Raw genomic sequence first — 25,205 nt, forward strand, 5'->3', positions numbered from 1 at the left:
CAACGAGTCGGCGCTCTCAGGATTTGAACTGTGCCGGGTGCGAGATCACGTTTCCCTTGAACAAGTTATACAAGTAAAACAGAAAGGGAAAAAGGACGACGGATCCCAACAGCAGGCTCTCCAGCAAGATGTCCAATGTTCCTTGCGGGGCGGCATCATAGATGGTGACAGATGGCTCAACCAGGTACGGATATTGTGACAGCGCCCAACCCCAAAGGATGGCGACTGCTCCTGTCCCCGCAAGAAATCGAGCCAACAGATCACGTTGAGTGATGAGCGCCCACAAGGCCGCAAGATGCACCAGCGCGGTGGCGATTATGGTTGCACGACCCACCGCAGTTTTCGCCAAGCCTCGATAGATTTCCGGGGCTCCGTCGCGGACAAGGAACAGGGCGATGGCGGCCAACATGATGACGAGCACACCGCTGAGTATGGCGCGGTGGCGAAAGAGTCGGCTTAAGGACGGGTCCCGACTCTCCACGATGAGATACACGGCGGCGAGATAGGCGACCAATGCTGTCGCGAGGAGGCCGACCGAGAAGGGGAATGGTGCCAGCCACGGATCGACGAACGTTTCTCGGATGGTGTCGGTCGGTCCTGCAGCGCGGCCCGATGCGATCGCTCCAAGGACGATTCCCAGCATGGTGGGCGTGATCACGCTGGACCATGCGAATATCCTGTGCCAAATCGGCGGCGCACCCGTGAATCCGTTCGGACGCGATGTGATGTCGTGAGTCCGGATCGCGAACGCGGTGCCTCGCAGGACGATCCCGATCAGCATCAGGGTCAGGGGGATGTGCAGCCGTATGGAGATCACCGCAAAGGCCGGAGGAAAGGCCGTAAAAAGAATCACGACGGCAATGATGAGCCAGACGTGGTTGGCCTCCCAAATGGGACCGATGGCCTGGTCGATCAAAGCACGCTGAGGCTGCCCGCGCGGCCCCATTGCGAAGAGCGTCCAGATCCCTGCCCCGAAATCCGCGCCACCGAACAGCAGATAAAAGGTGAGGGCCCCGACCAGCGCGACGGCGAGTATGAGTTCATACGGGGGCATCGTTAGGCCGCGTTCCTTTCCGCCTTCCGCTCACGAGAGACGACAGCTGCAGCTGCGATGTGACGCCACATCGCCCAGACGACGACTCCGGCCAGGACGATGTACAAGGCGGAGAAAGTCACCATGGGAATCCAAAGGCCGGGCATAGGAGTCACGGCCTGGGAGGTGCGCATGAGTCCTTGTATGATCCACGGTTGCCGCCCCACTTCAGTCACCACCCAACCGGCCTGGATGGCGATGAAGCCAAGCGGAGACATGGCGACCAATGTGCGTAAGAGTCTTCGGTCCGTTTCCAGGTGTCCTTTCCATAAGCGCCACGCGCCCCACACAGCTGTTCCGGCCATCATCAATCCGCAGGCGACCATGAGTTGAAAGGCGATATGGACAACGGCGACGGGCGGCCAATCTTGACGAGGAATCCGATCGAGCCCCGGAACCACGGTCTGCGGATCTCCATGCAGAAGGAGGCTCAATCCGTTGGGAATATGCACCGCGTAGTCGACGGTTTGCGTGGAAACATCAGGAAGTCCGAAGAGTATGAAATCCGCTCCCGTTTCTGTAATGAACAGTGATTCCATCGCAGCCAGTTTAGCGGGCTGGTGATCGGCGACTGCACGAGCGATAAAGTCTCCGCTCAACGGTTGAAGGACGGCTGGAATGCCTCCGACCAGAAGTGCAATGACGAGCGCGTTCCGGTGGAAGCGATCCAAAGGACGGCGCAGGAGGAGAAATGCATGGACCCCGGCCACGAGAAATCCGCTCGCTGCGAATGCCGCCAACAGCATGTGCAATGTTTCATGAAATGCAACCGGGTGTAACAACGTGGATAAGGGTGTGACATTGGTGAACGTCCCGTCGACGAGATCAAACCCGCTGGGTACGTTCATCCACGCATTGACCGTGACGACGAAGACGGCAGAGGCGGTTCCGCTCGCCGCAACAATCAACCCGGCGATGAAGTGTGCGCGCGGCGAAATGCGCGACCATCCATAGAGGTAAATCCCAAGAAAAATCGCTTCCGTGAAGAATGCGAATCCCTCGAGCCCGAACAGAGGCCCAATGATGGGACCGGCCCGCTCCATGAACGAAGGCCAGAGCAAGCCCAACTCGAAGGAGAGAACGGTCCCCGATACAGCGCCGACAGCGAACAGAATCGCAGTGCCTTTCGACCATCGCTTCGCCAATACGAGGTATTGTTCATCCTTCGTTTTCAGCCAGTGCCACTCAGCAACAGCGGTCAATACCGGCATGGCGATGCCCAGCGCGGCAAAGACGATGTGAAATCCCAGCGACATGGCCATCTGAGATCGAGCGGCAAGGATGTCCGAGATCATACGTGCCTCTCATCAGATAATGTCGAGGAGGTCAGAAGGATAAGATGGTGTCCCAAGAAAAAGCACCGCAAACCGACCGGACTAATTGTCTCTCTGAAGACAAGATAGTCCTCTAGCGAGCCAAGATCGTAAGTCCAGTAATTCTGAATTTACATAAGATCCCAGTGCAGCTTTTCGCGAGAGAACAATTTCCTTCGAGGATTACTGCAACCGGTTGCCGTGTAAGGTTTGTTCAGACGCAATATCGATACCCGCATAAGTGAGTAATCAGCCACTGGTCCCATGCCAAACGATCCTCATGCAGACATCCTGTCTCTGGTATGGCCTTTGCGAAATTTGCTCTTCATCACACAGCAACGGTGATCGAGCATCCACTATGTAATAGACGGTTGCCCCGTCAGCAGGAAAACAGGGTGCATATTCACTGCTCCAATAATGGGAAGAGAACATGAAACAATTCAGACGTGTGCGGGAAATCACCGAATTGACGCTATGCGCGATAGATGGCCAAGTGGGAAGCGTGCAAGAACTCTATTTTGACGATCACAGCTGGGCTGTCCGATATCTCATCGTAAAGACAGGCAATTGGCTTTTTGGCAGGAACGTGCTCATTGCTCCGATCGCAGTGGCTGGTATCGACGATACCAACGCATCCATGAAATTCAATCTGCGGAAAGAACAGATCGAACACGCTCCACCGATCGATGACGTAAAACCGATATCACGACAGTATGAGGAGGCGTACTATCGGCACTTTCGGTGGGCACCGTACTGGCAACCCGGCACGACGGTGTGGGGAAGTCCGGTTCCAGATTCAGAAATGGCTACGGCGGGTCTGGATGAGCCTCTCCTTTCGGAACCTTCCGAGCTGACACATCTTCGCAGCAGTGCCGAAGTGACCGGTTATGCAATCCATGCGCGAGACGGGGAAATCGGCCACATCGAGGACCTGGTCGTAGATGATGAGGACTGGATTGTTCGGTATGCGGAGATCGACACGAGAAATTGGCTGCCGGGCAAGAAGGTGTTGGTGCAAACCGGACGGATAGAACGAATCGATTGGCCCAGCCGAGCGGTTACCATGTCGCTCACCCGGCATGCTATCCAGTCGGCGCCGGACTATGATCCATCGAAACTTATTACGCCGGACTATGAAATTGAGCTCTTTAAGCACTACGGAAAAGAGTCGGTTTAGGGCCCGTAGGTGTCAATTCGTCGATTCGTAAGACGGGGCTCTGCAGGCGTCGGAGGAGAAGCGCCGACAGGTCATACCGCTCGGTACTGCTAGGGAACGATAGACCCTGTACCTAGAGAAAGGGCAATGGAATGATGCGAGTCGCTATTGACGGGTTGGGGCGAATCGGGCGCGCCACGTTCAAGATTCTCGCGACCATACCGGAGCTTGAGCTGGCCGCGATCAACGATCTGACTTCCCCCGACGAGTTGGCCTACCTGATCAATCATGACACGGTGTATGGCCGCTATCCCAATCGAGTAGGAGCCGATCGGAAGGGGATCACGATGGTCGACCGGGTGTATCCCGTGTTTGCGGAACGCGACCCGCTTCATCTTCCATGGAAGGAACTGGGAGTCGATGTGGTTTTCGAATGTTCGGGGCAGTTCAATACCAGAACCGCGCTCTCAAAACATCTCGAAGCCGGAGCGAAGCGGGTCATCCTCTCGGCGCCGGCCAAGGACGAGGATATTCCCACCGTCATCTATGGTGTGAATGCGTATGACGAAAAGGCCGGGCCGATTCTGTCATGCGCCAGTTGCACGACGAATTGCGTGACACCGGTCGTGGAAATCATTCACCGCCATCTCGGGGTGGTGAAGGCGGTGATGACGGCTACGCACGCCTACACCGCCAGTCATGCATTGGTCGATGGGCAGCATACGAGGAAACGCCGCGGGCGAGCGGCGGCCGCCAACCTTGTGCCGTCGTCGACGGGGGCCGCTCTCACGGCAACCCGCGTCTTGCCCGTTCTCAAAGGGCGATTTCAGGGAGCGGCCATCCATGTTCCCATCCCGATCTGTTCGCTCTCCGACATCGTGATGCTGACGGAACGGGAGACGAGTGTCGGGGAGGTGAACGCGATGTTCTTGGAGGAGGCGCGTAGTGACCGGTATGCAGGAGTTGTGGGGGTGACGGAAGATCCGGTGGTGTCTTCCGACATCGTCCAGGATCCGCGCGCCTCGATCGTTGATGTGGACATGACTCAAGTTGTGGACGGCAATCTGGTCAAGGTCATGAGTTGGTACGACAATGAGTGGGGTTATGCGAGCCAGATGGTTCGGCAAGCTCTTTCGATGGCCCTCATCGTCCCCGTCGAGGTCTAGAGGAGCAGGAGTCGAGCCTGCTCCAACGTATCGGCGAGACTCTGCCCATACATCGGTTGCTTGCACTCGGGTCTGAACATTTTATGAGTTTGACACGATACAGGAAGAAAAGAAATTTCTCTCAGACGCCTGAACCACGAGGCTCACAGTCGAGAGAAAAGCCTCCCTCACAGCTGCTCTACGTCGTCCAGAAGCACGCTGCAAGCCGGCTGCACTATGATTTCCGGCTTGAATTGGATGGCACGCTGAAAAGCTGGGCGGTTCCCAAGGGACCCAGTCTGAATCCGGACGACAAGCGGCTTGCAGTGCACGTCGAAGACCATCCCATGGAATATGCCGCTTTCGAGGGCATCATCCCGCCGAAACAGTATGGCGCCGGCACGGTCATGGTATGGGATCAAGGTCAGTGGGAATCGGATGGAGATCCCCGAGCGGCCTATCACAAGGGGCGGATGAAATTTGCCCTGTTCGGGAAAAAGTTGCAGGGCCGCTGGACACTGGTGCGGATGAGCGGAACAGACAACGCAGACGGTAAGAACTGGCTTCTGATCAAGGAACGAGACGAGTATGCGCGGACTGCGACTAGATCGAATTCAAGTCTCGCGTCGTCCCACAGTGTCAAGAGCGGAAGAAGCATGGATGAGATTACAAAGGCCAAGTCCGATGTATGGCACTCTCATCGTACGTCCGGTGGCGTAGAGCGGATCAAGATCTCCCGGGACCTCAAGACGAAACGGGGATCGGTAACCAGTATGGGTACGGTCACATGTCCCGCATGGATATCGCCTCAGCTGGCAACGCTCGTTGATAAGATTCCGGAGGGAGAAGGTTGGATCCACGAACTCAAGTATGACGGGTATCGCATGCTGTGCAGAATTGAGCAGGGCGTTGTGCAACTCTTCTCAAGAAACGGTCGGGAATGGACCCAAAAGCTGCCCGAGCACGTGAAGGCGGCCCGCCGATTCTCCGTTGAAAATGCATGGCTGGACGGTGAACTCGTTGCCATGAAATCGGACGGGTCGATGAGCTTTCAGGCATTGCAAAATGCCTTTGACGGTGGATGGGATGGCCGGCTTGTGTACTATGTCTTCGATCTCCTATTTTTCAATGGGAGAGACCTCAGATCGTCCCCTTTGCACGAACGCAAGCGACTTTTAGCGTCGCTTCTATGCGGGCAGCCGGAGAGCGGCCTGTTGCAATACAGCGCCCATATCCTTGGTAAGGGACCTACCGTCTTTGAGACGGCTTGTCGCCGAGGACTCGAAGGAGTGATCGCCAAACGAGTGGACGGGCGATATACCGAAGGCCGAAATCGAAACTGGGTCAAAGTAAAGTGTCAACGCCGCCAAGAATTCGTCATTGGCGGCTATACCGAGCCATCGGGCTCCCGGCGCGGATTCGGAGCGCTCTTGCTCGGTGTATATGAGAAACCGGGACGATTGGTCTATGTTGGACGAGTCGGGACGGGATTCTCAGAGAATCGATTGTCTCAACTCTATCGGATCTTGCAGCGGCATGAACGACCCCGGCCGCCATTTGTCGATCCTCCGACGGGTGGGGATACAAAAGGAGTCCACTGGGTTAAACCGGAATTAGTCGCTGAAGTACGTTTTGCGGAATGGACACAGGAAGGTCTCCTCCGCCAGGCGGCGTTCCTGGGTCTGCGCGACGACAAGCCGGCCAAGGCCATTGTCCGTGAGTCGGCGGTCCATGCATCGGCGAATCGGGAGCAGAAAAATAGATCGGCTGACGAGCCGGATCGCGAATCGAAGCGTGCAGCTGCCCGGGTGCACCGCGCGAGACCTCTCCGTCAAGATCGGAAGCCGACACATGCGGCGATTGTGGCGGGTATCGAGATCACGAATCCCTATCGAGTGTTGTTTCCACATGACGGCATCACGAAACTCGAGCTGGCGCAGTACTATGATCGAATCGGGGACACGATCTTGCCTCATGTTCGTGGGCGTCCATTGACGTTGGTCCGTTGCCCGGAAGGACACGACACAGGATGCTTTTATCAGAGACACGCGACGGACCAGATTCATGAGGCGATCGATCGAGTCGAGGTTGAAGAATCGGATGGACGCGCCAGCTACATGGTGGCGAACACAACCGCTGCCTTGGTTGCACTCGTGCAACTCGGCGTCCTCGAATTCCACACCTGGGGAGCGAGGCGAGAGCGGCTGGATCGTCCCGACCGTATGACGCTGGATTTGGATCCGGCTCCGGATGTGCCGTGGCGTGAAGTCGTCGAAGCCGCATTTCTTATCAGAACCCTGCTCGAAGAGTTGCGTTTGACGTCATTCGTCAAGACCACAGGTGGGAAAGGATTGCATGTCGTGGTGCCATTACAGCGACGGCACTCATGGGACGAGGTGAAGGACTTCGCGAAGTCAGTGGCCGGACATATGGTACGAACGATACCTGCCAGATTTACGGACAACATGTCGAAACGAGTGCGCAAAGGCAAGGTGTATATCGATTATCTCAGGAACGGGCGAGGGGCGACGACCGTGGCAGCTTACTCGACGCGTGCCAAACCGCGAGCTCCGCTCTCTGCTCCGTTGGGGTGGGATGAGTTAACTCCATCGCTGCGCTCAGATCAGTTCAACGTGCACAACATCGAGGAACGACTGTCAGAGCTTGCCAAAGATCCGTGGGCTGGGTATGAGACGGTCCAACAGCATTTGACGACGAGTATGATGACCGGTCTCGGTACCTCCCGCCAACTCTAGGTCTGAGTTGTCGTTCCGGCAGAGTGTGGCCATAGTCAATCTGCACACTAGACATCGGATATTGCGACGACGTCGTTGTTCGGAGAGGAGCTTTGGGTGACGAGCTGATCCTCTTGCTTGAGCGCTAAGAGCTGATACTGAGCCAGATAATTATCGGTCATGCGCTCGACGGTAAACCGCTTCTCAAAAGCTGCCCGGCATTGGTGTCGATCGAGAGTCGATACGCGCGTAATGGCTTTCCCCATCTCGCTCAGCGTATCGCATACATAGCCGGTGTATCCATCATCCACGATTTCCAACGCGGTTCCCCGCCGATAGGCAAGCACAGGTGTGCCGCAAGCGAGTGCTTCGATGATGACCAAGCCGAAGGGCTCCGGTCCCTCGTACGGGCAGGTCAACGCAAAGGCCTCACCAAGAAAATCATTCTTCTCTTCGTCCGTGATTTCGCCGACGTACTCCACGAGTGGATGTTCCAACAGAGGCGCGATGTGCTGAAAGTAATCGCGATCTGCCGGATCTACCCTAGCCGCGATGCGAATCGGCATATCGGCTCGTTTGGCCAATTGAATAGCTTGCTCCAGTCCACTCTCAGGCGAGATGCGGCCCAAGAAGGCGAGGTACGTGCCGGGCCCGGCATGCATAGAATACAGATCTCGAGGCAGTCCGTGATGGATGGTAGCCTGCCAATTGCCCAACGGCATCGCATGCCGTTGGGCATCCGATACTGAAACCAGCGGGAGTTCGCAGAACTGTCGAAATGCCGGAACCAGTTCCGGCAGGTCAAGCCGACCGTACAATGTCGTCAGCACCGGTGTAGGGCACCGGCGCGTGAGCGGAAAACCCAGGAACTCGATATGTGAGTGGATCAGGTCAAAACTTCCCGCGTGGGTCCCGAATACACGCTCTAAGAGAAGAGAAACCACCGCATCAGGAAACAATAAGCGATTGGCCCGCAAAGATGATGGGCAGATGGCATGCAAGGTGGCTGATGTCGATGAATCACCGGCGGCAAACAGTGTCACCTCATGACCGCGTCGAACGAGCTCTTCAGTCAAATACGATACGACACGTTCTGTGCCTCCGTATCGCTGGGGAGGAATGCTTTCCCACAATGGGGCCACTTGTGCGATCTTCATATCAGATTTTCCCTTTCTAAAGACGAGTATGTTCGGAAGAACTGTCGGTGTGAATGACTCCGTCGACTTGTGTGCACGGAAGAGCGCCGGTGTCTAGGGGACGAACATTCTCGATGCATGCTGAAACTTTATGCGTGAAGCCAGTTAAAGATTATACGAGGGAACTCCCTAGCTCGAGTGGGACACAGGGGTTCAACGCGAGTCTGTCTGTGCACGAGCTGTTATTCTCCGCTTGGGCGGACATCCGCATCGGATATCTCACCGTCCTGTCCTGCCTGCCGCAGATTTGTCTTCCGCTGATGGATGCGCAAAAGCTGCTTCGATTTGAACCTGCCCGGATCGCGAGACCTCTGCGTTTGTCGATGCCGAATATATTCTGACGATGTAGGGAATCGTTGCGTGATCTCCAAAGCACAGGCTGGCGCTTTGATCGGGTTTCAGTGTCGTGTCAACGCCGCCGGTAAAATACCCCTCAAAATTATTCCGGCATAACAACTGATCCGATATCCGGTCCAAGAAGGTTATCCGAACCGATGCCGTGCGCTTGTTGGTCCACCGGATTTCGTCTCCGACCACGCCCTGCACATACGTAGCGGCCGATTGTGTGTCTTCAATGTAGATGTCCTTGACGTCGCCGCTGCGCGTCACGGTGGGTAGAGTCTGACATGCTGCGATCGCCAGCACGAACGTCGCCGCTGCGCCGATGTATCGTTTCATTCAGGCCCTTCTTTCTTTTACCCTGCTTTATCATGACCTAACGAGCGAGGGGAGATAACTCGTACTTATCCGAGGCGCGACAACGATCTTAGCTAGGTTGTCTCCTAGTTCTGAACAGTTCGAGCATTGAGCTAGGGTGCATGAAATGGAGGGCGAAAACCCAAGCAGATCAAATGCCCTGAGGGCAGAACTGGGCGGTCAACCATTACCTTAATGGGGGCACATAGAGATCATGGCACGCACTCGATCGACCAAGCAGACGACCCAGAAACCGTCGGCACCCAAAGAGCCGACGCCAGACAATCCTCCGCGAGAGTCTGAAAGGGCGGACTCTATCACCGGGGGAACTGCGAAACGGGATGGGCCGTCATTGCGCGGCTCAACGAACGCACGACAGACAATGTCTACCGCTGAGGAAGAATCCAGCTACAGCGAAGATATGTCGACGCACCGCCGCATCGCGGTAAGGGCTTTTATTCTGTACCTGGAAAGCGGATGCAGGCACGGCAACGACTTGGAACATTGGTTTGAGGCAGAACGCGAAGTCAAGATGCAGTGAACGTGAGATAAACACAAGATTTTATTCATCAGAGGAGGACTCGACCATGAACAGCAGGAATTATTACGATGAAGAAATGGGCGAAGCGACCGGGTGGTCGGCCTTCATGGCCGGAGCCTTGATTGGGGCCGGTGTCGCGCTGTTATTCGCCCCGCAGACGGGGACCGAACTCCGCGGCATGCTTCGCGGCTATGCCGACCGCACGAAAGACGATATACTCGAGCGCGGCCAGGAAGCCTGGGATACGGCGGTGGAGCGAGGTAAGGAGTATTACGACAAAGGCCAGGAGGCTGTCCATGAAGCCGGGCGTTCGGCGAAGGAATTCGCCAAACAGGCTCAGGATTCGATGACGGAAACGGCGAAGGAAGCTGCACGATCTCGCGGTTGATCGACTCCTAGAGAGGCGCAGTGTATTCACATGAGCGAGGATCGACGATGCGAATCGTAGAGAAGGGAATGTTAACGAACGGGGAGCCGGCGGGCTGAACGTCATGATGCCGGAATACCATCGCGCCGTACGTCCGTTTCAGTTCGTCAGCTGTATGGAATTGCGCGAAGTCTTGGGGAAACGCGCGACGGATGTGGGACGTCTGTTGGAGCTGATGGAAGAAGTTCCATCCGATGCCATTTATTATCATACGCACAGTTTTTACCTGCGCCATGCGTATGTCCAAACGCTGTACCCCAACGACTTCGCCACGTGGGCGGCCCTGTACGCCCATGATCGCGTCCTCGGTGAGCGTCTGGGTGTGCTGGATCCTTTCGCGTATCTTTCTCTTGAAGCTCTACGCCAGGACATTGTCACCGTTCTCGATGACCATTTGAGCTCTCACCCTACGGTTTCTCGCGCGATGAGTGCGGAACCGTTCGACTTCATACGGTCCCACGTGATTGAAGCGCCATTGGACCGCCATGCGTGGACGCTTTTGGAGTTTCGTCACGCCGTGCATGAGGTCGAAGCCGGCGCGCTCTATTTCCATCTCTGCGAGGCGCGTATGCGCAAGACACCAGGTTTTGACGATTTTTCTCATTGGCTGTCTGCGGAAGACGGTTTGAACATGCCGGAGTTGGCGGCTCACATCCAACGCGTGGTGCGCTTGGGCCTTAATCTGGAAGGTATGAGAGCTCGGATTGTCGCCTTATGCGACGCCGAGTTGATGAGGACGCATGGCGGAACTGCTTGAACAATATCGGGCGGTCACGCCGCCCGGTACGGTGGAATTTCTTCGTCAGCTGGGTCGGCGGTTGGAAGGGAGACGGATGCTCCATATCAATTCCACCCGCTACGGCGGGGGAGTGGCTGAAATGCTGCATCGGCTGCTGCCCCTATTCGAGGAATTGGGAATTCGGACGCGCTGGGAAGTGATGACCGGCTCGGACGTCTTTTATCACACGACGAAGAGTTTCCATAACGCCTTGCAAGGAACGTCGCAGCACATCACCAAAGCCATGTTCGAGGCGTATCTCGAGATCAATCGCGAGCACGCCAAGCATCTGAACTTCGATGCCGACTTCGCCATGATCCATGATCCCCAGCCGGCGGCGCTCATCGGCTCACGTCCGAAGGGCGCGCGATGGTTATGGCGGTGCCACATCGATGTGTCCACTCCCCAGCCGACGGTGTGGCAGTTTTTGCGCCCGTTCGTGTCGCAGTACGATGCGGCTATTGTGTCGCTTCCGAAGTTTGCTCGTCGCTTGCCGGTGCCGCAATTCGTCGTGTACCCGTCCATCGATCCATTCAGCGACAAAAACCGTGAGCTCGCGCCTGAAGAAATCTCATCGATATTGGAGAAGCTCGGAGTGCCGACCGATAAGCCGATCTTGCTGCAAGTATCCCGGTTCGATCGGTTTAAAGACCCACTTGGAGTAGTTGCCGCCTACCGTATCGTCAAGCAGAGTCACGATTGCCGGCTGGTGCTGGCAGGCGGCACGGCGACCGACGATCCCGAAGGTGCGGCCGTTCTGGCCGAGGTGCAGGAGGCGGTGGGTATAGACCCCGATGTCCAACTCCTGTTGCTGCCACCCACGGCCAACCTGGAAATCAATGCCCTGCAGCGGGCGGCGACCATCATCATTCAGAAATCAGTGCGCGAAGGGTTTGGCCTGACGGTGACCGAGGCCATGTGGAAAGGCAAGCCCGTCATCGGCGGCGATACCGGAGGCATCACTGTGCAATTGATACACGGCTACACCGGCTACACCGTCAATTCTCCGGCCGGTACGGCATTCTATATCAAACGTTTGCTCAATGAGCCGGAGCGGATGGAAGCGATCGGTCGCCAAGCAAAAGAATTTGCGCGCAATCGTTTCCTGGTCACACGGCATGTGCAGGATTACTTGGGCATAATGATTCACTTGGCCCGAGGTACCGCATAGAGTCTATCTTATGGCATCGATACTACTGTACCTCTCAAACGCGCTGCGCAGAATATTCGCTGAAGCTCAGCACTGAGCAAGCCTGGTGACTCATCCATTAGGTTGAGTCATTGTGAAACGGGCGTCGGCACATGGGCGCGATTCAACCGCTGCTCCACCGTCTTCCAATTGATATTGGAGAAGAATGCCTCGATATATGAGGGGCGCTCAGCCGGTTTGTAGTCTAATAGAAAGGCATGCTCCCAGACGTCCATGACCAAGACCGGAACGAAACCGGCGATATGGCCTGTCTCGTGGAGGGTAATCCAGTGGTTGGAGAGCCTGCCATTATGCGGATTCAAATAACATATGGCCCAGCCGACTCCGCGCATCTTCCCGACACTCACAAAGTCGAGTTTCCACGCGTCATACGTTCCGAAGCTCTCTTCCGTCGCCTCTCTAAAGGGTGAATGCGCACCGGGGTCGGGCGATCCCTGGATCGTGAGATTGTCGAAGTAGTATTCGTGCAGCACCATGCCGTTGTATTCGAAGCCGCATTGACGCTTGAGTTCCGAATACGCCGGCATTCCCTCCTGATCCGCCCTGCCGCTCTCAAGGATGTCTCGTATTTGGGCGGTCAACGTATTGGTTTCTTTGACATAGCCTTCGTAGAGATGGACGTGTGCATCGAGGGTACGATCTGAAATACCGTGGAGACCATGAAGGTCATAGGGTCGTGGTTCATAGATCCGGTCCGGCAGTGGTGCATACATGGGGAAGCTCCATCAATAAGATTGATATTGGTATAGACATCCACGTTGCTGCGAAGCGTCTGATATCAAGGAGGCGCATTAACACCCTTGCCATCCCGTGACGAAGAATGATTCGTCCCATCTGAATTGATACTCATATCATGGTGTCATCGAAGCCCTCCAATCATGATGCTACTGAGAACCATGGCCAGACGATGATGGCGGATGCGATGGTTTCGGAGTTGGAACGGGAGGCTGGGGAACCGGAATCGGCCCTGAGGGTTTCGGAGTCGGGTCGGTCGGCCCCGGACTTGGATCTGTCGGTGGAGTCGGCATTGGGCCGGACGGCTTCGGATCAGGATTTGCCTGTTCGGCGTTAAGATCGGTCAATAGAGCGATCTGGAACGGAGCCATGGCTGGGGCCTCCGTCGGTAAGGCACTCACAACGATAACCAGCACCACCATAACCAAGAAGCAATCCCGTATCCAGTAGAGTGGGAAGGCCGAGGCTTCAATACCTTTCCGCTCTTCGTGACAATATGTCATCATGTCGTGTGGGCCCCACTTCCTACGATCTCACGACAGCTCTCCGCACACCGCCGGCACGCCTCCGCGCAAGGACCGCACAATGGATGATCGGGCGCATGACGTTCGCATACCTCCGCGCATTGATCGCAGATTTCCGCGCAGAGACGACAAAGAGACTGAGTTTGCAGAGACGATCGACTCATCCATTGGGCGGACAGGATACAGATACTTGCGCAATCGCGGCAAAGCCGGATGCAGCGTGTCATTAAGTCATCGTGGCTCTGATGAGTCATGCCGATCATGTCGTCCGCGCATCTCTCGCACATTTGGGCGCACGAGAAGCAGGCATTGATACAGTCTTGTTGGTCTGATACGGGCTGGTTTTGCATATCATCGTCTCCTTGCTTGAAGGATCAACGCATTCGCTTCCGTTTCGATCGAATGCGACCACCTCGTACTTATGAATCTACGCCGATTCCTCACCGTCCCTGTACTCGGATAGTCCCTAGAGAGATCAGCCAGCGGTCACTATCATGACCCTAGGCCTCGCGCACCCATCGAAGCCACCGCGGTCTGACAAATTCATCGACCACGATCTTGAGACATGCCGCGACGGGAATCGCAAAGATCAGTCCAAACAGTCCGCCGACGGCGCCTCCCATGAAGACGACGATCAGAATGGTCGCGGCGCTCATGTCGGTGGAATGACGTTGCAACCAGGGAGTCAGGACCCAGCCTTCGACAAATTGCACAATCAGGTAGGCCACGCTCGGCCATAACACGATCGTCATCCAATCGGTCGTGGCCCATTGGCCGGTAGTGAGGGCATCGGCATATTTGAGTGCCACCGCCACCGGCCATCCGATGGCGGAAAGATAGGGGACGAGGGACGCCAAGCCTGTGACAATGCCGAGAAGGAACCAATAGGGGACCCCGGCAAACGACCAGCCTCCCGCATACAACACACCGGTGATCACCGCGATGAGGAGCCGCTCAAAAAAGAAGCCTCGCACGACCGTATCCATTCGACGCAAGACGTGCAGCGTGTGCGGTCGATGCGAGACGGGGACGAGGCGAACGATGGTCCGGCTCATGCTTTCGAAATTCCATGCAAAAAAGAAAAAGTAGACTGGAATCAAGATCGCATAAAGCGCGACATTGGCAGTGATCCCTAGCAGCTGCCCCAGGAGGCCAAATGCCTGACCGGTTCCTGAGAGAAGCGGTTGGATCGTCGCTAGGGGATCATCGTGCAGACGACCGAGAAAGTCTCCTAGACTGATCGACCAGCTGCCGAACATGGTCTCATAGCGCTGTGAGAAGTTCCTGGCATAGACGGGGATTTTCTGTATCAACGTCTCGGCTTGCTCCACCAAAAGCGGAATGAGCCAAAGACCAATGCCGACCCCGGCAAGAGCCAGGAACAGCATCAGTATTCCCACCGTGACGGGACGCGGAGTCTTCCAGCGTGTGAATGCGTAGTCCACAAACGGATTGACCAAATAGGCCAATAGAAGCGCGACAAACACGGGTAAAAAGACCTGGTGTAGTGCGAAGAGAAACCAGAGCAAGCCGACCATTGCGCCGAGGATAAAAAGGTCGCGAATCGGGCGGATTTCCCATAGGTGCCTGTCGATGCCCGCCTTGTGCGGAGTGGATTCAGTCGGTGGTGGAGTGGGTACCGGGGGAGTCCGGGGTACCGGTGCGGGATGAAGAGAACTCATGGAGTCAATGCGTCTCCGGCTTCTGCGAAGGTAATTTGATTCATCACATTCACTCCACTCCTATCCTTACGGCTCCTTGGTCTGCAAGCACAGTGCCCGCATATCTGCAGGAACATATCGCCGTGACGAAGTTCACAGTCCTTTTCCGAGGATGAGTTGTCTTGGATCAGACATCTTGTCCGGCAGCACTGCATATCTTGTGTCGAGTCGCTCATGCACACGTAGAATATCAACAACAAGCAGGTGATACACCCGAGCCGCTGAGGTCGGAAGGGACGCGCTAGGTGAGAACGGGTCTGTGTTTTGCAGACCAAACAAAGTGGAGCGGTGGTGAATGATCGTCGGCACTTCTGCCCGACGGCGCCCCGTTTATGAAGGTGATCAACCGAGCAGTAAACTGTAAAGGTGATGTATGAAGGTCACGCCTGGATTGTGTGTCGCGTATGCGGTTCTCATCGTCTTCCTTGGCGGATGCAACCGGTATCAGGTCATTCCAGATCGGTTGGCGGCCCAGGTCAACCATAAGTTGACGTATGAGGAAGTCAAAGCTTCTCCCGATACGTATAAAGGGCAGATAGTGGTATGGGGCGGAGAAGTGCTCACTGCGGCGCGTGAGACGGATCGTACAAAAGTCGAAGTGCTCCAGTTGCCTCTGAACAAGGATCACATTCCGCTCGATAACCGGGCATCGTCACGAGGACGATTTCTCGCAGTGGACAGTCGTGGTGAAATCATCGATCCCGCAATCTTTGAGGAAGGCTCACGAATCACGGTGATTGGTGAGATCGTAGGCTCCCGGACAGAAACACGTGACAAGGCGACGTATGACTATCCGGTCATCGTCATACGTGACATGACCGTCTGGGACGGGCGTGCCAAGTCGAACTATCCATTCGCCGGCTATTACAGTTATTACGGGTACGGCTACTATGGAAACCGGCCATATACGTTTTGGGAAGGTACCCGTGTTTCGGGGAGTTAAGCGTTATATAGATATCAGGTTATGGCTCTGAGGAAGTACCGGCCGCGCGTTGTGGTGATGGGTCGCACGTTTCGACCGTCGTTCTGAGCCGCAATTCGAGCATCGTGCGTGTCTCGCATCAGTACTCCTTCACAATTATTCCTATCCATCTCAGAGGAGATCCTGTTGATATGGTCCAATTCCTATGAAATATGTGGCACTCGCAACGGATTATGACAGCACGCTGGCAAGTGCCGGACGGGTGAAACCTGAGACGATCACGGCACTCGAACGTCTTATCCAATCCAGGCGGAAACTCGTTCTGGTCACCGGGCGTTTGCTGCCGGATATCCTCGATATCTTTCCTGAAATCGCGCTGTGCGAGCGAGTTGTCGCTGACAATGGCGCCGTCCTCTATAGGCCCGCTACACGCGAACAGATATCGTTGGCTCCTCGGATTCCTGCGGCGTTTGTGGACGAGCTGCGGCGCCGGAAGGTGCCGGAACTCTCGGTTGCGGAGTCGATCGTGAGCACGGTTCGACCGCACGAACTGACGCTCCTAGCGGCCATTCGCGATTTGGGACTTGAGCTGCAAGTCATCTTCAATCGAGATGCGGTCATGGTCGTTCCGGCTGGCATCAACAAAGCCAGTGGTCTCGTGGCCGCCTTGAGCGAGATGGGATTGTCGCCGCGCAATGTCGTTGCGATCGGTGATGCGGAAAACGACCATGCCTTGCTGAATCAGTGTGAGTATGCGGTGGCGGTGGCCAATGCCGTACCGATGCTCAAGGAAAGCGCCGATTGGGTCACCAACGGTGCGGAAGGATGTGGAGTTTCCGAAATCATCGATGAACTCGTCAAGCATGACATGCAGGTGTCTCCGTTCAGCACGAGCCGCCGCAATATCCTGATCGGTACACGGCAGAACGGCGCAGAAGTCGCCATTCCCGCTACCGGATTAAATCTCTTACTGGCCGGCTCTTCCGGAAGCGGAAAATCGACCTTGGCCACTGGGATTCTGGAGCGGGTGATGGAGCAGGGCTATCAGTTTTGTATTATCGATCCGGAGGGAGATTATGAGGGATTTGCCGGAGCGGTCATGTTTGGAACTTCTCAGCGAGGTCCCAGCGTGACGGAAATTCTCACAGCCCTTGAAGGCTCAAGCACGAATGTGGTCGTCAATCTTGTGGGAGTACCGCTGCACGATCGACCGGCTTTTTTCTTGGCCCTCTTGCCAGCCCTTCAGGAGCGTCGAGCCAAGTTCGGACGACCTCATTGGATACTCGTCGACGAAGCGCACCATTTGATGCCGCGCGAATGGCAACCGGTTCAGGCAGTCCTAGCGCAAGACTTGACCGGTATGGTCTACGTCACGGTGCATCCGGACCAGGTTGCGAAATCGGTGCTGCGCACGGCGGATATAGTGGTGTCCTTGGGAGAGGATCCGGCGGGCACGATCAGGAGGTTTTGTCAGACGCTTGATTTGCCTATGCCCTCGGAGGAACTTCCGGCACTGGATCATGGTGAAGCGGTGTTTTGGGATCGACGGTCAACAGAGCCACCCCACCGGGTACGCATTGCTCCCTGTGAAGCGGACCATCAACGTCATCGCCGGAAATATGCCGAAGGCGAGTTGCCCACCGATCGAAGCTTCTACTTCCGGGGTCCTGAAAATGCATTGAACCTGCGCGCGCACAACCTGATCCAATTCATGCAGCTGGCGGAGGGTGTGGATAAGAAGACGTGGTTGCATCACCTTCGACGGGGGGATTACAGCACATGGATGTTGGAAGGCATTAAGGATCCGCAGTTGGCCGATGCCGCTCGGCAGATTGAACAGCAGCCGTCTCTCAGCGCCGAACGCAGCCGCCAATTGATACGGTCTGCGATCGAGGAGCGGTACACCGTTCCCTCGACGGGTCTATGATAAATGGCATGGGCACCAGGCGCTCACGGATCCGGATCTCAGCGGATCACGGGATTGAAAGTCCGTTGCGTGAATGCTGAGGTACTTTCTGGGAGGGGCTACGCTGTTCCGACGATCGGCTGCGGTTCTCTACAGGCTTGGTTGACGAGCGCAAGCAGCTCGGACAACTCAAAGGGTTTGGCCACGCACGTGTACGCGCCGTCTACCTCATCGAAATGTTCCGTCAGATACGTATCACCGGACATCAAAATGATGGGCGTCGTCGACCACATGGCACGGCAGCGTTCGATGAACTGTAAGCCGTTCAATCGTGGCATGTGGTAATCCACGAGAACCACGTCGTAGCGACGTTTTTTCATTTCCTCGGATCCCTCGAATCCGTCGGATGCCGGGTAGACATTATATCCGGCATCCATCAACGCCATTCCCGTCAAGAAGCGAATATCATGATCGTCATCGATGATCAGCACCCGTTTGCCGTACCCATCCATATCGCGTCTCCCGCGTTAAGCCGACTCACTTATAAGAACATTAGCAAAGAACGGTCCATCCGCTTATGAAGGTGAATAGTCCAATTCATGTGGTTTGTGATTTGTCGACAAAGATTCTGTCGATATCGTTTCAGACATCATGTCCGGGGCCAGATATGTTGTCCGCGGTTGATCCGCTAGGCCAAATTGCCTGAGCTTCCGTAGAAGTGTCTTGCGGTGGATTCCCAAAATTGCGGCGGATTGGCCGAGGTCTTGATGGTGATGTTTCAAGACGCGTACGATATGTTCCCGTTCCAATTCCGCCAAGGTCAACCATCCTCGGGCGTGAGCCACGGCCTGTATGGGGGCTGCCTGGACGACCTGAGGCAGATCTTGAGGACAGATAATTGGATGGGGAGTCAGGGCCACTGCCCGTTCGATGGCATTCTCCAACTCACGCACGTTTCCCGGCCACCAGTAGCGGGTCAGCACGTTCATGGCCTCGGTGGAAAACCCTGTGACCGGCTTTGATTTGGACGCGCCGTACATCCGTACAAAGTACTGAGCCAGGAGTGGTATGTCTTCCATGCGTTCTCGCAACGGAGGAATGCCGATCGCTACCACGTTGAGTCGGTAGTACAGGTCCTCGCGAAACGTTCCAGCTTGAACAAGAGAACTTAGGTTCTTTTTGGATGCGGCGATGATGCGAACGTCGACTGTCAGGGTTGCAGTACCGCCGACGCGCCGGAATTCTCGTTCCTGGATCACGCGAAGCAGCTTGCCTTGCAGTGCAGGCGAGAGGTCCGCGACTTCATCGAGAAAGCATGTGCCGAGATGGGCTTTCTCCAGCAGTCCTTTCTTAACCCCGACTGCGCCGGTGAACGAGCCGCGTTCGTGGCCGAACAGTTCGGACTCGAGCAGGGTTTCGGTCAACGCTCCTCCATCTACCGTGACGAAGGGCCCCGCACTGCGTGCGCTGTTGGCATGAATGGCGCGGGCAATGAGCTCTTTGCCGGTTCCGCTTTCTCCCTCGAGCAACACGGTGCTATCCGTTTGTGCCACTCGGGCGACGGACTTGTAGACGGAAACGACAGCCGGACTGCTGCCCACCAGATGATCGGAGAGGGAGAGATTGTGAAGCTGCTCTTTCAATTCATGGTCTTGGCGGGATACTTGCGTATGCTCGAGCGCCCGGCGGACCACCAGCCGCACATCTTCCTGGATAAACGGTTTGCTGATGTAGTCGAACGCGCCCGCTCGAATGCCGTCTACCGCGGTTTTGAGGCTGCCGTACGCCGTCATCAGGATGACCGGCATCTCAAGTCCACGAGAGCGCAACTCTCCAAGCAGAGAGAGACCATCGAGTTTCGGCATGTTGATATCGGACAGAACAAGATCAGGCGCCTGTCTGCTGACAGCACCTAAGGCGGCCTGTCCGTTGGAGGCCGTGTCGACTTCGTACCCTTCTTTTGACAGGATTCCGCGAAGCTGAGTTTGGGTATCGGCGTCGTCGTCGACGATCAGGATATTCGGATTGTGCATGTCTCAACCTCCCAATAAGAATAAGAGGGATTTAGCAGCTATATCATGTCTCCGGACGTCCTCCGGAATCGGCTCGATGGACGACCATAGATTCCTAATCTCACTATTACAGTGACCTCTCCATGCCTCTCTATCTCGCGAAGGACAAGTTGTCCACTGTGCTCATACGTCATTGTTGATACCACTCGTTGCGAAATTGCTGAATAGTCAATGAGTTATCTCCATAGCTCCGCGTGGCAGTTTTTGTGCTTAGCATGAAGTACGTCGGGAGATTGATCCCGAGTCCGGCGTTACCACACTTAAAAGAAGGAGTACTCTCATGGTATGCGAACGATGCGGTGGATTTAAGGTCCATGATTATTTCTACGGCGCCACAGATTACTTTGCGTGGCAATGTTACGGCCTGCGGTGTATCAATTGTGGGGCGATTACCAAGATTCACCCTATGAATTCCAGCGAGCCTAGCGCCAGGCAAGCGACAAAGCGGACACGTCAGGTCAATGCAAGGGTTTAACGGCTTGTGGCGGCGTGCTATCCACCCCCACGCACGAGTGCGCGCAAACAGGTGTCGTTCACCGTCTTTACGGCCTTGTGACTAACCGGGCGGTGGCGACACCAGGGGACGAGCACCCCGGCCATCAACAACCACGAGCTCAATGTTGTGACCTGATATCTGCGCATAGTATGTCTCATCGCCAGCCCACCGCTTTTACGCGATAGTGTGATCGAAGACATAGCGATCGCCTACTAGTGGATTCCCTAGCGAATGACTGCAGTCGTGATGCAGTCCAACCGGTTTACGGTAGAACACGTCAAGCCGTGCAGCGCTGCTGAATAATGGATCTCACATCCACGCGGCGAGCTCCGTCGCCAATCAACAACACCCTTTTACGATCCGTTCTTCGTGGCCCGCCATTTCATCTCCGGGCGCGCTGCAATGTCCGGGTCAACTCCCGCAACGTCAGGTATCTCAAAAGGAGGATTTCTAGAGTCCTTCCTAGGTATCAGAATGCCGCAGATTAACTAGAGTACGTCAGTACTTGGGTCGGGCATTACTCGAGGAGGAAGCCACAATGAATGTGAACGAGTTGAACTCCAAGAATCGGGTTAAGTCGGTTGCCGGGTCGGTCTGTGATGGGAGCCTAGGATGGTTGAGTCATTCCAGAACGCTCGAGCCATTCGACAGGAGGCTGAACCCATCGTGGAAACTAATCTGTGTCTGTCTCGCTTTACTCGTGGGGCACATCGGTCATGCGGAATATGGCCTTGCTGCGGAGACAGCTGGAGCGTCACGAGACAGTGATGATCCACGGGTGGACCATGTGGTGTCGGGCACATTGGACCAGTTGGATTTCTCGACGAGGAAGGGGCTGTTAAAAACCGATCTTGGCAAGCCGGTCTTTTTTGAAATGGTGCGCCCCGAATTGTTCAAGCGTTTCTCAGTCGGTCAACGAGTGACAATTGAGATAAATGAACAGGGGCAAGCGGTGAAAGTCATTGAAACTCCACCGGTCGAACTGCCGAATCCACCATCTTCTTCAGCAGGACAATAGCGGCTATTCAGACAACAGACTGCCAAATGTCAGATGAAGTGAGGTGAGTGGTCGCCCATAGGGATTGAAGTAAGCGTCCCAATGCCGGTGAAGTATTGATCTGCATTCCGGAGGGGGAGCGGACCCCCTCCGGTGTGAACAGCACCGACTAGGTGACAGGCGGTCTTCGTCCCATGACCAGACCAATCACGGCAAAAATCAGAAAAACGACGAAAAGGATATAAGCGATAGAGGTGGCCGTTCCTGCGACCCCCGAGAGTCCCAAGACTCCGGCTATGATAGCGATGACGAGAAAAGTTACAGCCCAGCTCAGCATGGTAGACCTCCTTCAGGTCAGTGGTGGAATGTCATTTCAACAGGGCACTATCACAGTTCGAATCGACGCCTTTAGGCACTTCAGTTGGAGCAGTCGTTCTTTGGCGGATTCTGTTGAGGCGCGACTTCAGTTGTTCGGCCTCAGGTTCGCGATGCATGATCGACAGAAGCTTAATCATCATTTCCATGCTTAAGGTGGTTTCCGGATGCCGTTCTCCAAGCGCGTGCTCGAATACGGAGATTGAGTTGGCCGCCAATCGTTTCGCTTCCTGAAAGTTCCCCTCCAGGGCGTACACTGTCGCGAACGTTCGAAGAGTTGAACCGATACGCGGATGGGTAGTACCAAAGACGAGCAGTGAGATTCCGAGACTTTCCCTCAAGACATCATGTGCTTCTGAGAAATTGCCTTGTGCGGCATAGATGATCCCTAGATTCTGAAGCGTTAATGCCACAGCGGGGTGTTGCCATCCCAATGCCTTTTCATTGATAGCCAATGCACGCTGAAGCAGGGGCTCGGCCTCTACTTCCCGGTTTTGTGTGCCGTATAAGACAGCCAAGTTGTTCAGCGTCTTAGCCAATCGAGGGTCTTCGGAGTTCACCATCTCAATATGTCTGACGGCGGCAAGCAATAAGCGTTCAGCATCCGCTGCCCGCTGCTCCTGAACTGCTTGATTGCCGGCCGACTGATAGGTTTCCCAGAGCGTCACTTGCGCCCAGCTGGGACTGCAGTTGAACACCGTGATCATCGCCCCAAGTTGTAGTGCGAGTAAGATGCGGATCATAATTATGACGCTACCGTGCTTCTGACAGGGCAGGTACTCGGAAGACCCCTTGGGCAAAAAGCTTGGTTTGCGAAAAAGCGGTGCAGTCAAAAATAGAAGTGAAACCCGATTCCAAACCATTGTAGATGCTGTGTATAGAACTGGCCATCGAAGGGAAGCCCTGCGACATATTCCGCCAAAAGTTGTAGTTGACGGTTGCCGATCCGCGCGTTTTCAAATCTCAGGCGCGTCTGCCCGGAGACTATTGGACGACGGGAGACTGCGTACAGTCCACCCGTCGTCGCTGTTCGGTCGCCGTTAAACCGGCATGAGTGCTAGAAGTGAACGTTGAGGCCGATCGTGACCATGTGACCATTATCGTTGAATTTCTTGTCGTCGAGGTTTGCTCCCTTGGATTCGATTCGTTCCAGCCAGATGTGGCGATAGGTGCTGTCGATGGATATGTGGTTGGTAATAAAAAATTGTAAGCCTCCACCCACATGACCTCCAAAGCGATTTTGCGTGTCGGAAAAACCTCCGGGGCCTTCAATCGTCGAATAGTACCAACCACCGCCGCCCAGTATGAAAGGCGCGATACGTGTTGTTCCTAATGGATAGAACAGCAACGATCCTTGCACGGGATACGTATGGGACTTTGTTCCCCCGGCGAACTCCTCCCGTCGATAATCGGCCGAGCCCTCGATCGCGAGGTACCGCAAAGGATGAATGCGAAGTTGCGCGCCGCCGAACCACTTCGCATCGCCTTCTTTGGGATCAAAGTAGGTTGCACGGCCGCCCACAGAGAAGAAACCGATATCGACTTGGGGCATGCCGGCCCAGTTCACAGTGCCGTCTTCGGCCTGTGCCGAACCGATGAATGGAAAGGCAGTGAAGATGGCGAATATTGTGGCGGCTGCGAAGGCTTTACCCAGAAGTGCATACATACGTGGTGCTCCTTGGCTATAGTAGGGCAGTTGTATTGTCGTCAGGGGCCATGGCTTTGCGTCGCGGCTATTTTCGAGGATTGATTGCGGACGATCCTCCGGCAGGGGCTGTTTGACCGCCGTACCATTTATCTGTCCAAGCCTCGAGATCCTCCTTGCGGTCACCATAACGTTCCTGGACTTTCCCTTTGAACTTGTCGTAATTCCCTTCGATTTGCATAAGGTCGTCCTCGGTAAATTGCCCCCACTGCCGCTTGAGCTCTCCCTTGAACTGATTCCACTTGCCTTTGAATATGTCTGCATTCATGTCAGGACCCTCCTTGTGATTTGATGAACAGTGATGGATTGAACAGAAATCGCTCCTTCCAATTTCGTCCCAATTTCGTCGCACCCTTGTCAGTTCATAACGAATGGAATGGTGTGGATCGACTAGCTTGTTCCCTAGTGAGAATCCGATAAAGCGACGAATACACACCAAAAATGGAGTTGAGAATCATTGAAACGAGAAAAATCCATGCAAACAGAAACATGACAATGCATGCTTTCTGGAGGAGGGAATGCATTGAAAGTCGTATTGACCCGATATCGTAAGCACGAATGGGTAGGGGCGGAATCTAAGCCCACCAATTGCTGACAAGGAAGGGTAGCGGATGCGATCAACCTAGGGACATCTCTAGTCTGATGGTTTCATCAGTGATGCCATAATCGGCATCAGATTCTTAGCAGAGCTCGAACGAGTCCTGGCCGTTGAATATGAGCCTTGGATGTACGATGATGGACGAGGCGAGGTTGTACCTGACCGTCCGGATAGACCGAAGGAGTTCCAATGTATAGTGCACATATTTTGCTCGCCGACGATCACCCCCTTGTACTGGAGAGCATGAAGCAATTGCTCGAGCCGACCTTTTCAGTGGTGGGAACCGCGCGCACAGGACAGGAGGTGCTCGATGCCGCTAAGGAGTTGCGACCGGATATCGTGCTCCTCGACGCGAATATGCCGGGAATGAGCGGATTTGAAGCGGCGCGAAAGCTCAAGTCCCTGGTTCCCACCGTGAAGGTCATATTTGTGACGATGCTTACCGAGGCTGTGTATGTGAGCGAAGCATTTCGTGCGGGAGCGGTGGGCTATGTGCTGAAGCAGTCGGCCTCGGATGAACTGCACGAGGCGGTCAAGAGCGCCATGATGAACCGGCGGTACGTGTCTACCAAGCTCAACGTGGAGATTCGCGAAGCCATGGAGTGCGAATGGTCGAGGCCGGAAGGGTATACGACCGACTTAACCCAGCGACAACGTCAAATTCTTGTCCTGCTTGCGAATGGATGTACCACCAAGAGTATCGCCAAAGATCTTAATATTTCGATGAAGACCGTCGAGTTTCACAAGGCCAACATTACCCGCAAACTTGGTGTCCGTACCACATCCGATCTGATTCGCTTTGCGCTCGCCTCGGGTATAACGGAATTGTAATCCGGCATTCCCTCATCACGTGCAAAATCCTAT

General features: G+C 55.2%; 27 protein-coding genes. 12 read left to right on the forward strand and 15 right to left on the reverse strand.

All coding sequences use genetic code 11. The features are described 5' to 3' along the window. Positions 1–16 precede the first annotated feature (16 nt). Both H8K03_00130 and H8K03_00135 read right to left on the reverse strand, forming a co-directional pair. Complete coding sequence (locus H8K03_00130) at positions 17–1,054, reverse strand: cytochrome d ubiquinol oxidase subunit II (GenBank protein UVT20374.1); 1,038 nt, start codon at positions 1,052–1,054, stop codon at positions 17–19. Between the two features lie 2 nt (positions 1,055–1,056). Continuing rightward, complete coding sequence (locus tag H8K03_00135; protein UVT22324.1) at positions 1,057–2,385, reverse strand: cytochrome ubiquinol oxidase subunit I; 1,329 nt, start codon at positions 2,383–2,385, stop codon at positions 1,057–1,059. 451 nt (positions 2,386–2,836) lie between these two features. On the opposite strand from H8K03_00135, the gene H8K03_00140 reads away from it, so the two are divergent. The 3 genes from H8K03_00140 (at position 2,837) to ligD (ending at position 7,463) form a co-directional block, all read left to right on the forward strand. Then, positions 2,837–3,583 (forward strand): PRC-barrel domain containing protein, encoded by a 747-nt coding sequence (locus H8K03_00140; GenBank protein UVT20375.1) that lies wholly within the window; start codon positions 2,837–2,839, stop codon positions 3,581–3,583. A gap of 131 nt (positions 3,584–3,714) precedes the next feature. Then, on the forward strand, positions 3,715–4,728 hold the full coding sequence (locus H8K03_00145; protein UVT20376.1) for a type I glyceraldehyde-3-phosphate dehydrogenase: 1,014 nt from the start codon (positions 3,715–3,717) through the stop codon (positions 4,726–4,728). An 83-nt stretch (positions 4,729–4,811) separates the two neighbouring features. Beyond that, positions 4,812–7,463 (forward strand): DNA ligase D, encoded by a 2,652-nt coding sequence (gene ligD / locus H8K03_00150; GenBank protein ID UVT20377.1) that lies wholly within the window; start codon positions 4,812–4,814, stop codon positions 7,461–7,463. Between the two features lie 47 nt (positions 7,464–7,510). On the opposite strand, the gene H8K03_00155 is transcribed toward ligD, so the two are convergent. Continuing rightward, positions 7,511–8,599 carry a glycosyltransferase family 4 protein gene (locus H8K03_00155; protein ID UVT20378.1) on the reverse strand — a complete coding sequence of 363 codons (1,089 nt, stop codon included), beginning with the start codon at positions 8,597–8,599 and terminating at the stop codon, positions 7,511–7,513. Positions 8,600–8,857: 258 nt separating this feature from the next. Continuing rightward, positions 8,858–9,316, reverse strand: coding sequence for a hypothetical protein (locus H8K03_00160; protein ID UVT20379.1), 459 nt, complete (start codon positions 9,314–9,316; stop codon positions 8,858–8,860). A 232-nt stretch (positions 9,317–9,548) separates the two neighbouring features. Between H8K03_00160 and H8K03_00165 the strand changes: the two genes are divergently transcribed. The 4 genes from H8K03_00165 to H8K03_00180 all read left to right on the forward strand — a co-directional run bounded on the left by H8K03_00165 (position 9,549) and on the right by H8K03_00180 (position 12,251). Continuing rightward, entirely contained in the window at positions 9,549–9,875 is a 327-nt protein-coding gene (locus H8K03_00165; protein UVT20380.1) for a DUF2934 domain-containing protein, read from the forward strand. Between the two features lie 46 nt (positions 9,876–9,921). After that, positions 9,922–10,263, forward strand: a complete 342-nt coding sequence (locus tag H8K03_00170) for a YtxH domain-containing protein (GenBank protein ID UVT20381.1) — start codon at positions 9,922–9,924, stop codon at positions 10,261–10,263. 103 nt (positions 10,264–10,366) lie between these two features. Beyond that, the gene (locus H8K03_00175; protein UVT20382.1) at positions 10,367–11,059 is read left to right on the forward strand and encodes a hypothetical protein; all 693 of its coding nucleotides are present in this window, start codon (positions 10,367–10,369) and stop codon (positions 11,057–11,059) included. Beyond that, complete coding sequence (locus tag H8K03_00180) at positions 11,043–12,251, forward strand: glycosyltransferase (GenBank protein ID UVT20383.1); 1,209 nt, start codon at positions 11,043–11,045, stop codon at positions 12,249–12,251. The genes H8K03_00175 and H8K03_00180 overlap by 17 nt, the downstream gene beginning before the upstream one ends. Before the next feature lie 107 nt (positions 12,252–12,358). On the opposite strand, the gene H8K03_00185 is transcribed toward H8K03_00180, so the two are convergent. Further along, the gene (locus H8K03_00185; protein UVT20384.1) at positions 12,359–13,003 is read right to left on the reverse strand and encodes a superoxide dismutase; all 645 of its coding nucleotides are present in this window, start codon (positions 13,001–13,003) and stop codon (positions 12,359–12,361) included. 140 nt (positions 13,004–13,143) lie between these two features. On the opposite strand from H8K03_00185, the gene H8K03_00190 reads away from it, so the two are divergent. Continuing rightward, positions 13,144–13,362, forward strand: coding sequence for a hypothetical protein (locus tag H8K03_00190; protein UVT20385.1), 219 nt, complete (start codon positions 13,144–13,146; stop codon positions 13,360–13,362). A gap of 165 nt (positions 13,363–13,527) precedes the next feature. On the opposite strand, the gene H8K03_00195 is transcribed toward H8K03_00190, so the two are convergent. Then, positions 13,528–13,899, reverse strand: a complete 372-nt coding sequence (locus H8K03_00195; GenBank protein ID UVT20386.1) for a four-helix bundle copper-binding protein — start codon at positions 13,897–13,899, stop codon at positions 13,528–13,530. Positions 13,900–14,049: 150 nt separating this feature from the next. Then, positions 14,050–15,231, reverse strand: a complete 1,182-nt coding sequence (locus H8K03_00200; GenBank protein UVT20387.1) for an AI-2E family transporter — start codon at positions 15,229–15,231, stop codon at positions 14,050–14,052. Positions 15,232–15,643: 412 nt separating this feature from the next. On the opposite strand from H8K03_00200, the gene H8K03_00205 reads away from it, so the two are divergent. Continuing rightward, complete coding sequence (locus tag H8K03_00205) at positions 15,644–16,213, forward strand: Slp family lipoprotein (GenBank protein UVT20388.1); 570 nt, start codon at positions 15,644–15,646, stop codon at positions 16,211–16,213. A gap of 184 nt (positions 16,214–16,397) precedes the next feature. Beyond that, positions 16,398–18,119: an HAD family hydrolase gene (locus H8K03_00210; protein UVT20389.1), complete on the forward strand. Its 1,722-nt coding sequence runs from the start codon at positions 16,398–16,400 to the stop codon at positions 18,117–18,119. Between the two features lie 98 nt (positions 18,120–18,217). Here H8K03_00210 and H8K03_00215 read toward each other — a convergent pair whose 3' ends face one another. The 3 genes from H8K03_00215 to H8K03_00225 form a co-directional block, all read right to left on the reverse strand. Beyond that, positions 18,218–18,610 (reverse strand): response regulator, encoded by a 393-nt coding sequence (locus H8K03_00215; GenBank protein ID UVT20390.1) that lies wholly within the window; start codon positions 18,608–18,610, stop codon positions 18,218–18,220. 63 nt (positions 18,611–18,673) lie between these two features. Beyond that, positions 18,674–20,131: a sigma-54-dependent Fis family transcriptional regulator gene (locus tag H8K03_00220; GenBank protein UVT20391.1), complete on the reverse strand. Its 1,458-nt coding sequence runs from the start codon at positions 20,129–20,131 to the stop codon at positions 18,674–18,676. A 531-nt stretch (positions 20,132–20,662) separates the two neighbouring features. Beyond that, positions 20,663–20,812, reverse strand: a complete 150-nt coding sequence (locus tag H8K03_00225; GenBank protein UVT20392.1) for a hypothetical protein — start codon at positions 20,810–20,812, stop codon at positions 20,663–20,665. 392 nt (positions 20,813–21,204) lie between these two features. On the opposite strand from H8K03_00225, the gene H8K03_00230 reads away from it, so the two are divergent. Beyond that, complete coding sequence (locus tag H8K03_00230; GenBank protein ID UVT20393.1) at positions 21,205–21,684, forward strand: hypothetical protein; 480 nt, start codon at positions 21,205–21,207, stop codon at positions 21,682–21,684. A gap of 148 nt (positions 21,685–21,832) precedes the next feature. Here H8K03_00230 and H8K03_00235 read toward each other — a convergent pair whose 3' ends face one another. The 5 genes from H8K03_00235 to H8K03_00255 all read right to left on the reverse strand — a co-directional run bounded on the left by H8K03_00235 (position 21,833) and on the right by H8K03_00255 (position 24,011). After that, the gene (locus H8K03_00235) at positions 21,833–22,000 is read right to left on the reverse strand and encodes a DUF1328 domain-containing protein (GenBank protein UVT20394.1); all 168 of its coding nucleotides are present in this window, start codon (positions 21,998–22,000) and stop codon (positions 21,833–21,835) included. Between the two features lie 31 nt (positions 22,001–22,031). Further along, positions 22,032–22,781, reverse strand: a complete 750-nt coding sequence (locus H8K03_00240; protein UVT20395.1) for a tetratricopeptide repeat protein — start codon at positions 22,779–22,781, stop codon at positions 22,032–22,034. An 86-nt stretch (positions 22,782–22,867) separates the two neighbouring features. Further along, complete coding sequence (locus H8K03_00245; GenBank protein ID UVT22325.1) at positions 22,868–23,050, reverse strand: DUF1207 domain-containing protein; 183 nt, start codon at positions 23,048–23,050, stop codon at positions 22,868–22,870. A 45-nt stretch (positions 23,051–23,095) separates the two neighbouring features. Beyond that, positions 23,096–23,704 carry a porin family protein gene (locus H8K03_00250; GenBank protein UVT20396.1) on the reverse strand — a complete coding sequence of 203 codons (609 nt, stop codon included), beginning with the start codon at positions 23,702–23,704 and terminating at the stop codon, positions 23,096–23,098. 67 nt (positions 23,705–23,771) lie between these two features. Next, entirely contained in the window at positions 23,772–24,011 is a 240-nt protein-coding gene (locus tag H8K03_00255) for a CsbD family protein (GenBank protein ID UVT20397.1), read from the reverse strand. A gap of 519 nt (positions 24,012–24,530) precedes the next feature. Here H8K03_00255 and H8K03_00260 point away from each other — a divergent pair. Further along, positions 24,531–25,172, forward strand: a complete 642-nt coding sequence (locus H8K03_00260) for a response regulator transcription factor (protein ID UVT20398.1) — start codon at positions 24,531–24,533, stop codon at positions 25,170–25,172. Positions 25,173–25,205 lie beyond the last annotated feature (33 nt).

This window comes from Nitrospira sp. (genome assembly GCA_024760545.1).
GTDB lineage: Bacteria > Nitrospirota > Nitrospiria > Nitrospirales > Nitrospiraceae > Nitrospira_D.

What these genes read in the sequence shown, in the direction of transcription:
- H8K03_00250 (UVT20396.1), bottom strand. Translation starts at nt 23,704, where the DNA reads ATGTATGCACTTCTGGGTAAAGCCTTCGCAGCCGCCACAATATTCGCC.
- H8K03_00175 (UVT20382.1), top strand. Translation starts at nt 10,367, where the DNA reads ATGATGCCGGAATACCATCGCGCCGTACGTCCGTTTCAGTTCGTCAGC.
- H8K03_00200 (UVT20387.1), bottom strand. Translation starts at nt 15,231, where the DNA reads ATGAGTTCTCTTCATCCCGCACCGGTACCCCGGACTCCCCCGGTACCC.
- H8K03_00145 (UVT20376.1), top strand. Translation starts at nt 3,715, where the DNA reads ATGATGCGAGTCGCTATTGACGGGTTGGGGCGAATCGGGCGCGCCACG.
- H8K03_00220 (UVT20391.1), bottom strand. Translation starts at nt 20,131, where the DNA reads ATGCACAATCCGAATATCCTGATCGTCGACGACGACGCCGATACCCAA.
- H8K03_00165 (UVT20380.1), top strand. Translation starts at nt 9,549, where the DNA reads ATGGCACGCACTCGATCGACCAAGCAGACGACCCAGAAACCGTCGGCA.
- ligD (UVT20377.1), top strand. Translation starts at nt 4,812, where the DNA reads ATGAGTTTGACACGATACAGGAAGAAAAGAAATTTCTCTCAGACGCCT.
- H8K03_00260 (UVT20398.1), top strand. Translation starts at nt 24,531, where the DNA reads ATGTATAGTGCACATATTTTGCTCGCCGACGATCACCCCCTTGTACTG.
- H8K03_00140 (UVT20375.1), top strand. Translation starts at nt 2,837, where the DNA reads ATGAAACAATTCAGACGTGTGCGGGAAATCACCGAATTGACGCTATGC.
- H8K03_00190 (UVT20385.1), top strand. Translation starts at nt 13,144, where the DNA reads ATGGTGTCATCGAAGCCCTCCAATCATGATGCTACTGAGAACCATGGC.
- H8K03_00160 (UVT20379.1), bottom strand. Translation starts at nt 9,316, where the DNA reads ATGAAACGATACATCGGCGCAGCGGCGACGTTCGTGCTGGCGATCGCA.
- H8K03_00185 (UVT20384.1), bottom strand. Translation starts at nt 13,003, where the DNA reads ATGTATGCACCACTGCCGGACCGGATCTATGAACCACGACCCTATGAC.
- H8K03_00170 (UVT20381.1), top strand. Translation starts at nt 9,922, where the DNA reads ATGAACAGCAGGAATTATTACGATGAAGAAATGGGCGAAGCGACCGGG.
- H8K03_00225 (UVT20392.1), bottom strand. Translation starts at nt 20,812, where the DNA reads ATGCGCAGATATCAGGTCACAACATTGAGCTCGTGGTTGTTGATGGCC.
- H8K03_00255 (UVT20397.1), bottom strand. Translation starts at nt 24,011, where the DNA reads ATGAATGCAGACATATTCAAAGGCAAGTGGAATCAGTTCAAGGGAGAG.
- H8K03_00235 (UVT20394.1), bottom strand. Translation starts at nt 22,000, where the DNA reads ATGCTGAGCTGGGCTGTAACTTTTCTCGTCATCGCTATCATAGCCGGA.
- H8K03_00210 (UVT20389.1), top strand. Translation starts at nt 16,398, where the DNA reads ATGAAATATGTGGCACTCGCAACGGATTATGACAGCACGCTGGCAAGT.
- H8K03_00205 (UVT20388.1), top strand. Translation starts at nt 15,644, where the DNA reads ATGAAGGTCACGCCTGGATTGTGTGTCGCGTATGCGGTTCTCATCGTC.
- H8K03_00155 (UVT20378.1), bottom strand. Translation starts at nt 8,599, where the DNA reads ATGAAGATCGCACAAGTGGCCCCATTGTGGGAAAGCATTCCTCCCCAG.
- H8K03_00230 (UVT20393.1), top strand. Translation starts at nt 21,205, where the DNA reads ATGAATGTGAACGAGTTGAACTCCAAGAATCGGGTTAAGTCGGTTGCC.
- H8K03_00240 (UVT20395.1), bottom strand. Translation starts at nt 22,781, where the DNA reads ATGATCCGCATCTTACTCGCACTACAACTTGGGGCGATGATCACGGTG.
- H8K03_00130 (UVT20374.1), bottom strand. Translation starts at nt 1,054, where the DNA reads ATGCCCCCGTATGAACTCATACTCGCCGTCGCGCTGGTCGGGGCCCTC.
- H8K03_00215 (UVT20390.1), bottom strand. Translation starts at nt 18,610, where the DNA reads ATGGATGGGTACGGCAAACGGGTGCTGATCATCGATGACGATCATGAT.
- H8K03_00180 (UVT20383.1), top strand. Translation starts at nt 11,043, where the DNA reads ATGGCGGAACTGCTTGAACAATATCGGGCGGTCACGCCGCCCGGTACG.
- H8K03_00195 (UVT20386.1), bottom strand. Translation starts at nt 13,899, where the DNA reads ATGCAAAACCAGCCCGTATCAGACCAACAAGACTGTATCAATGCCTGC.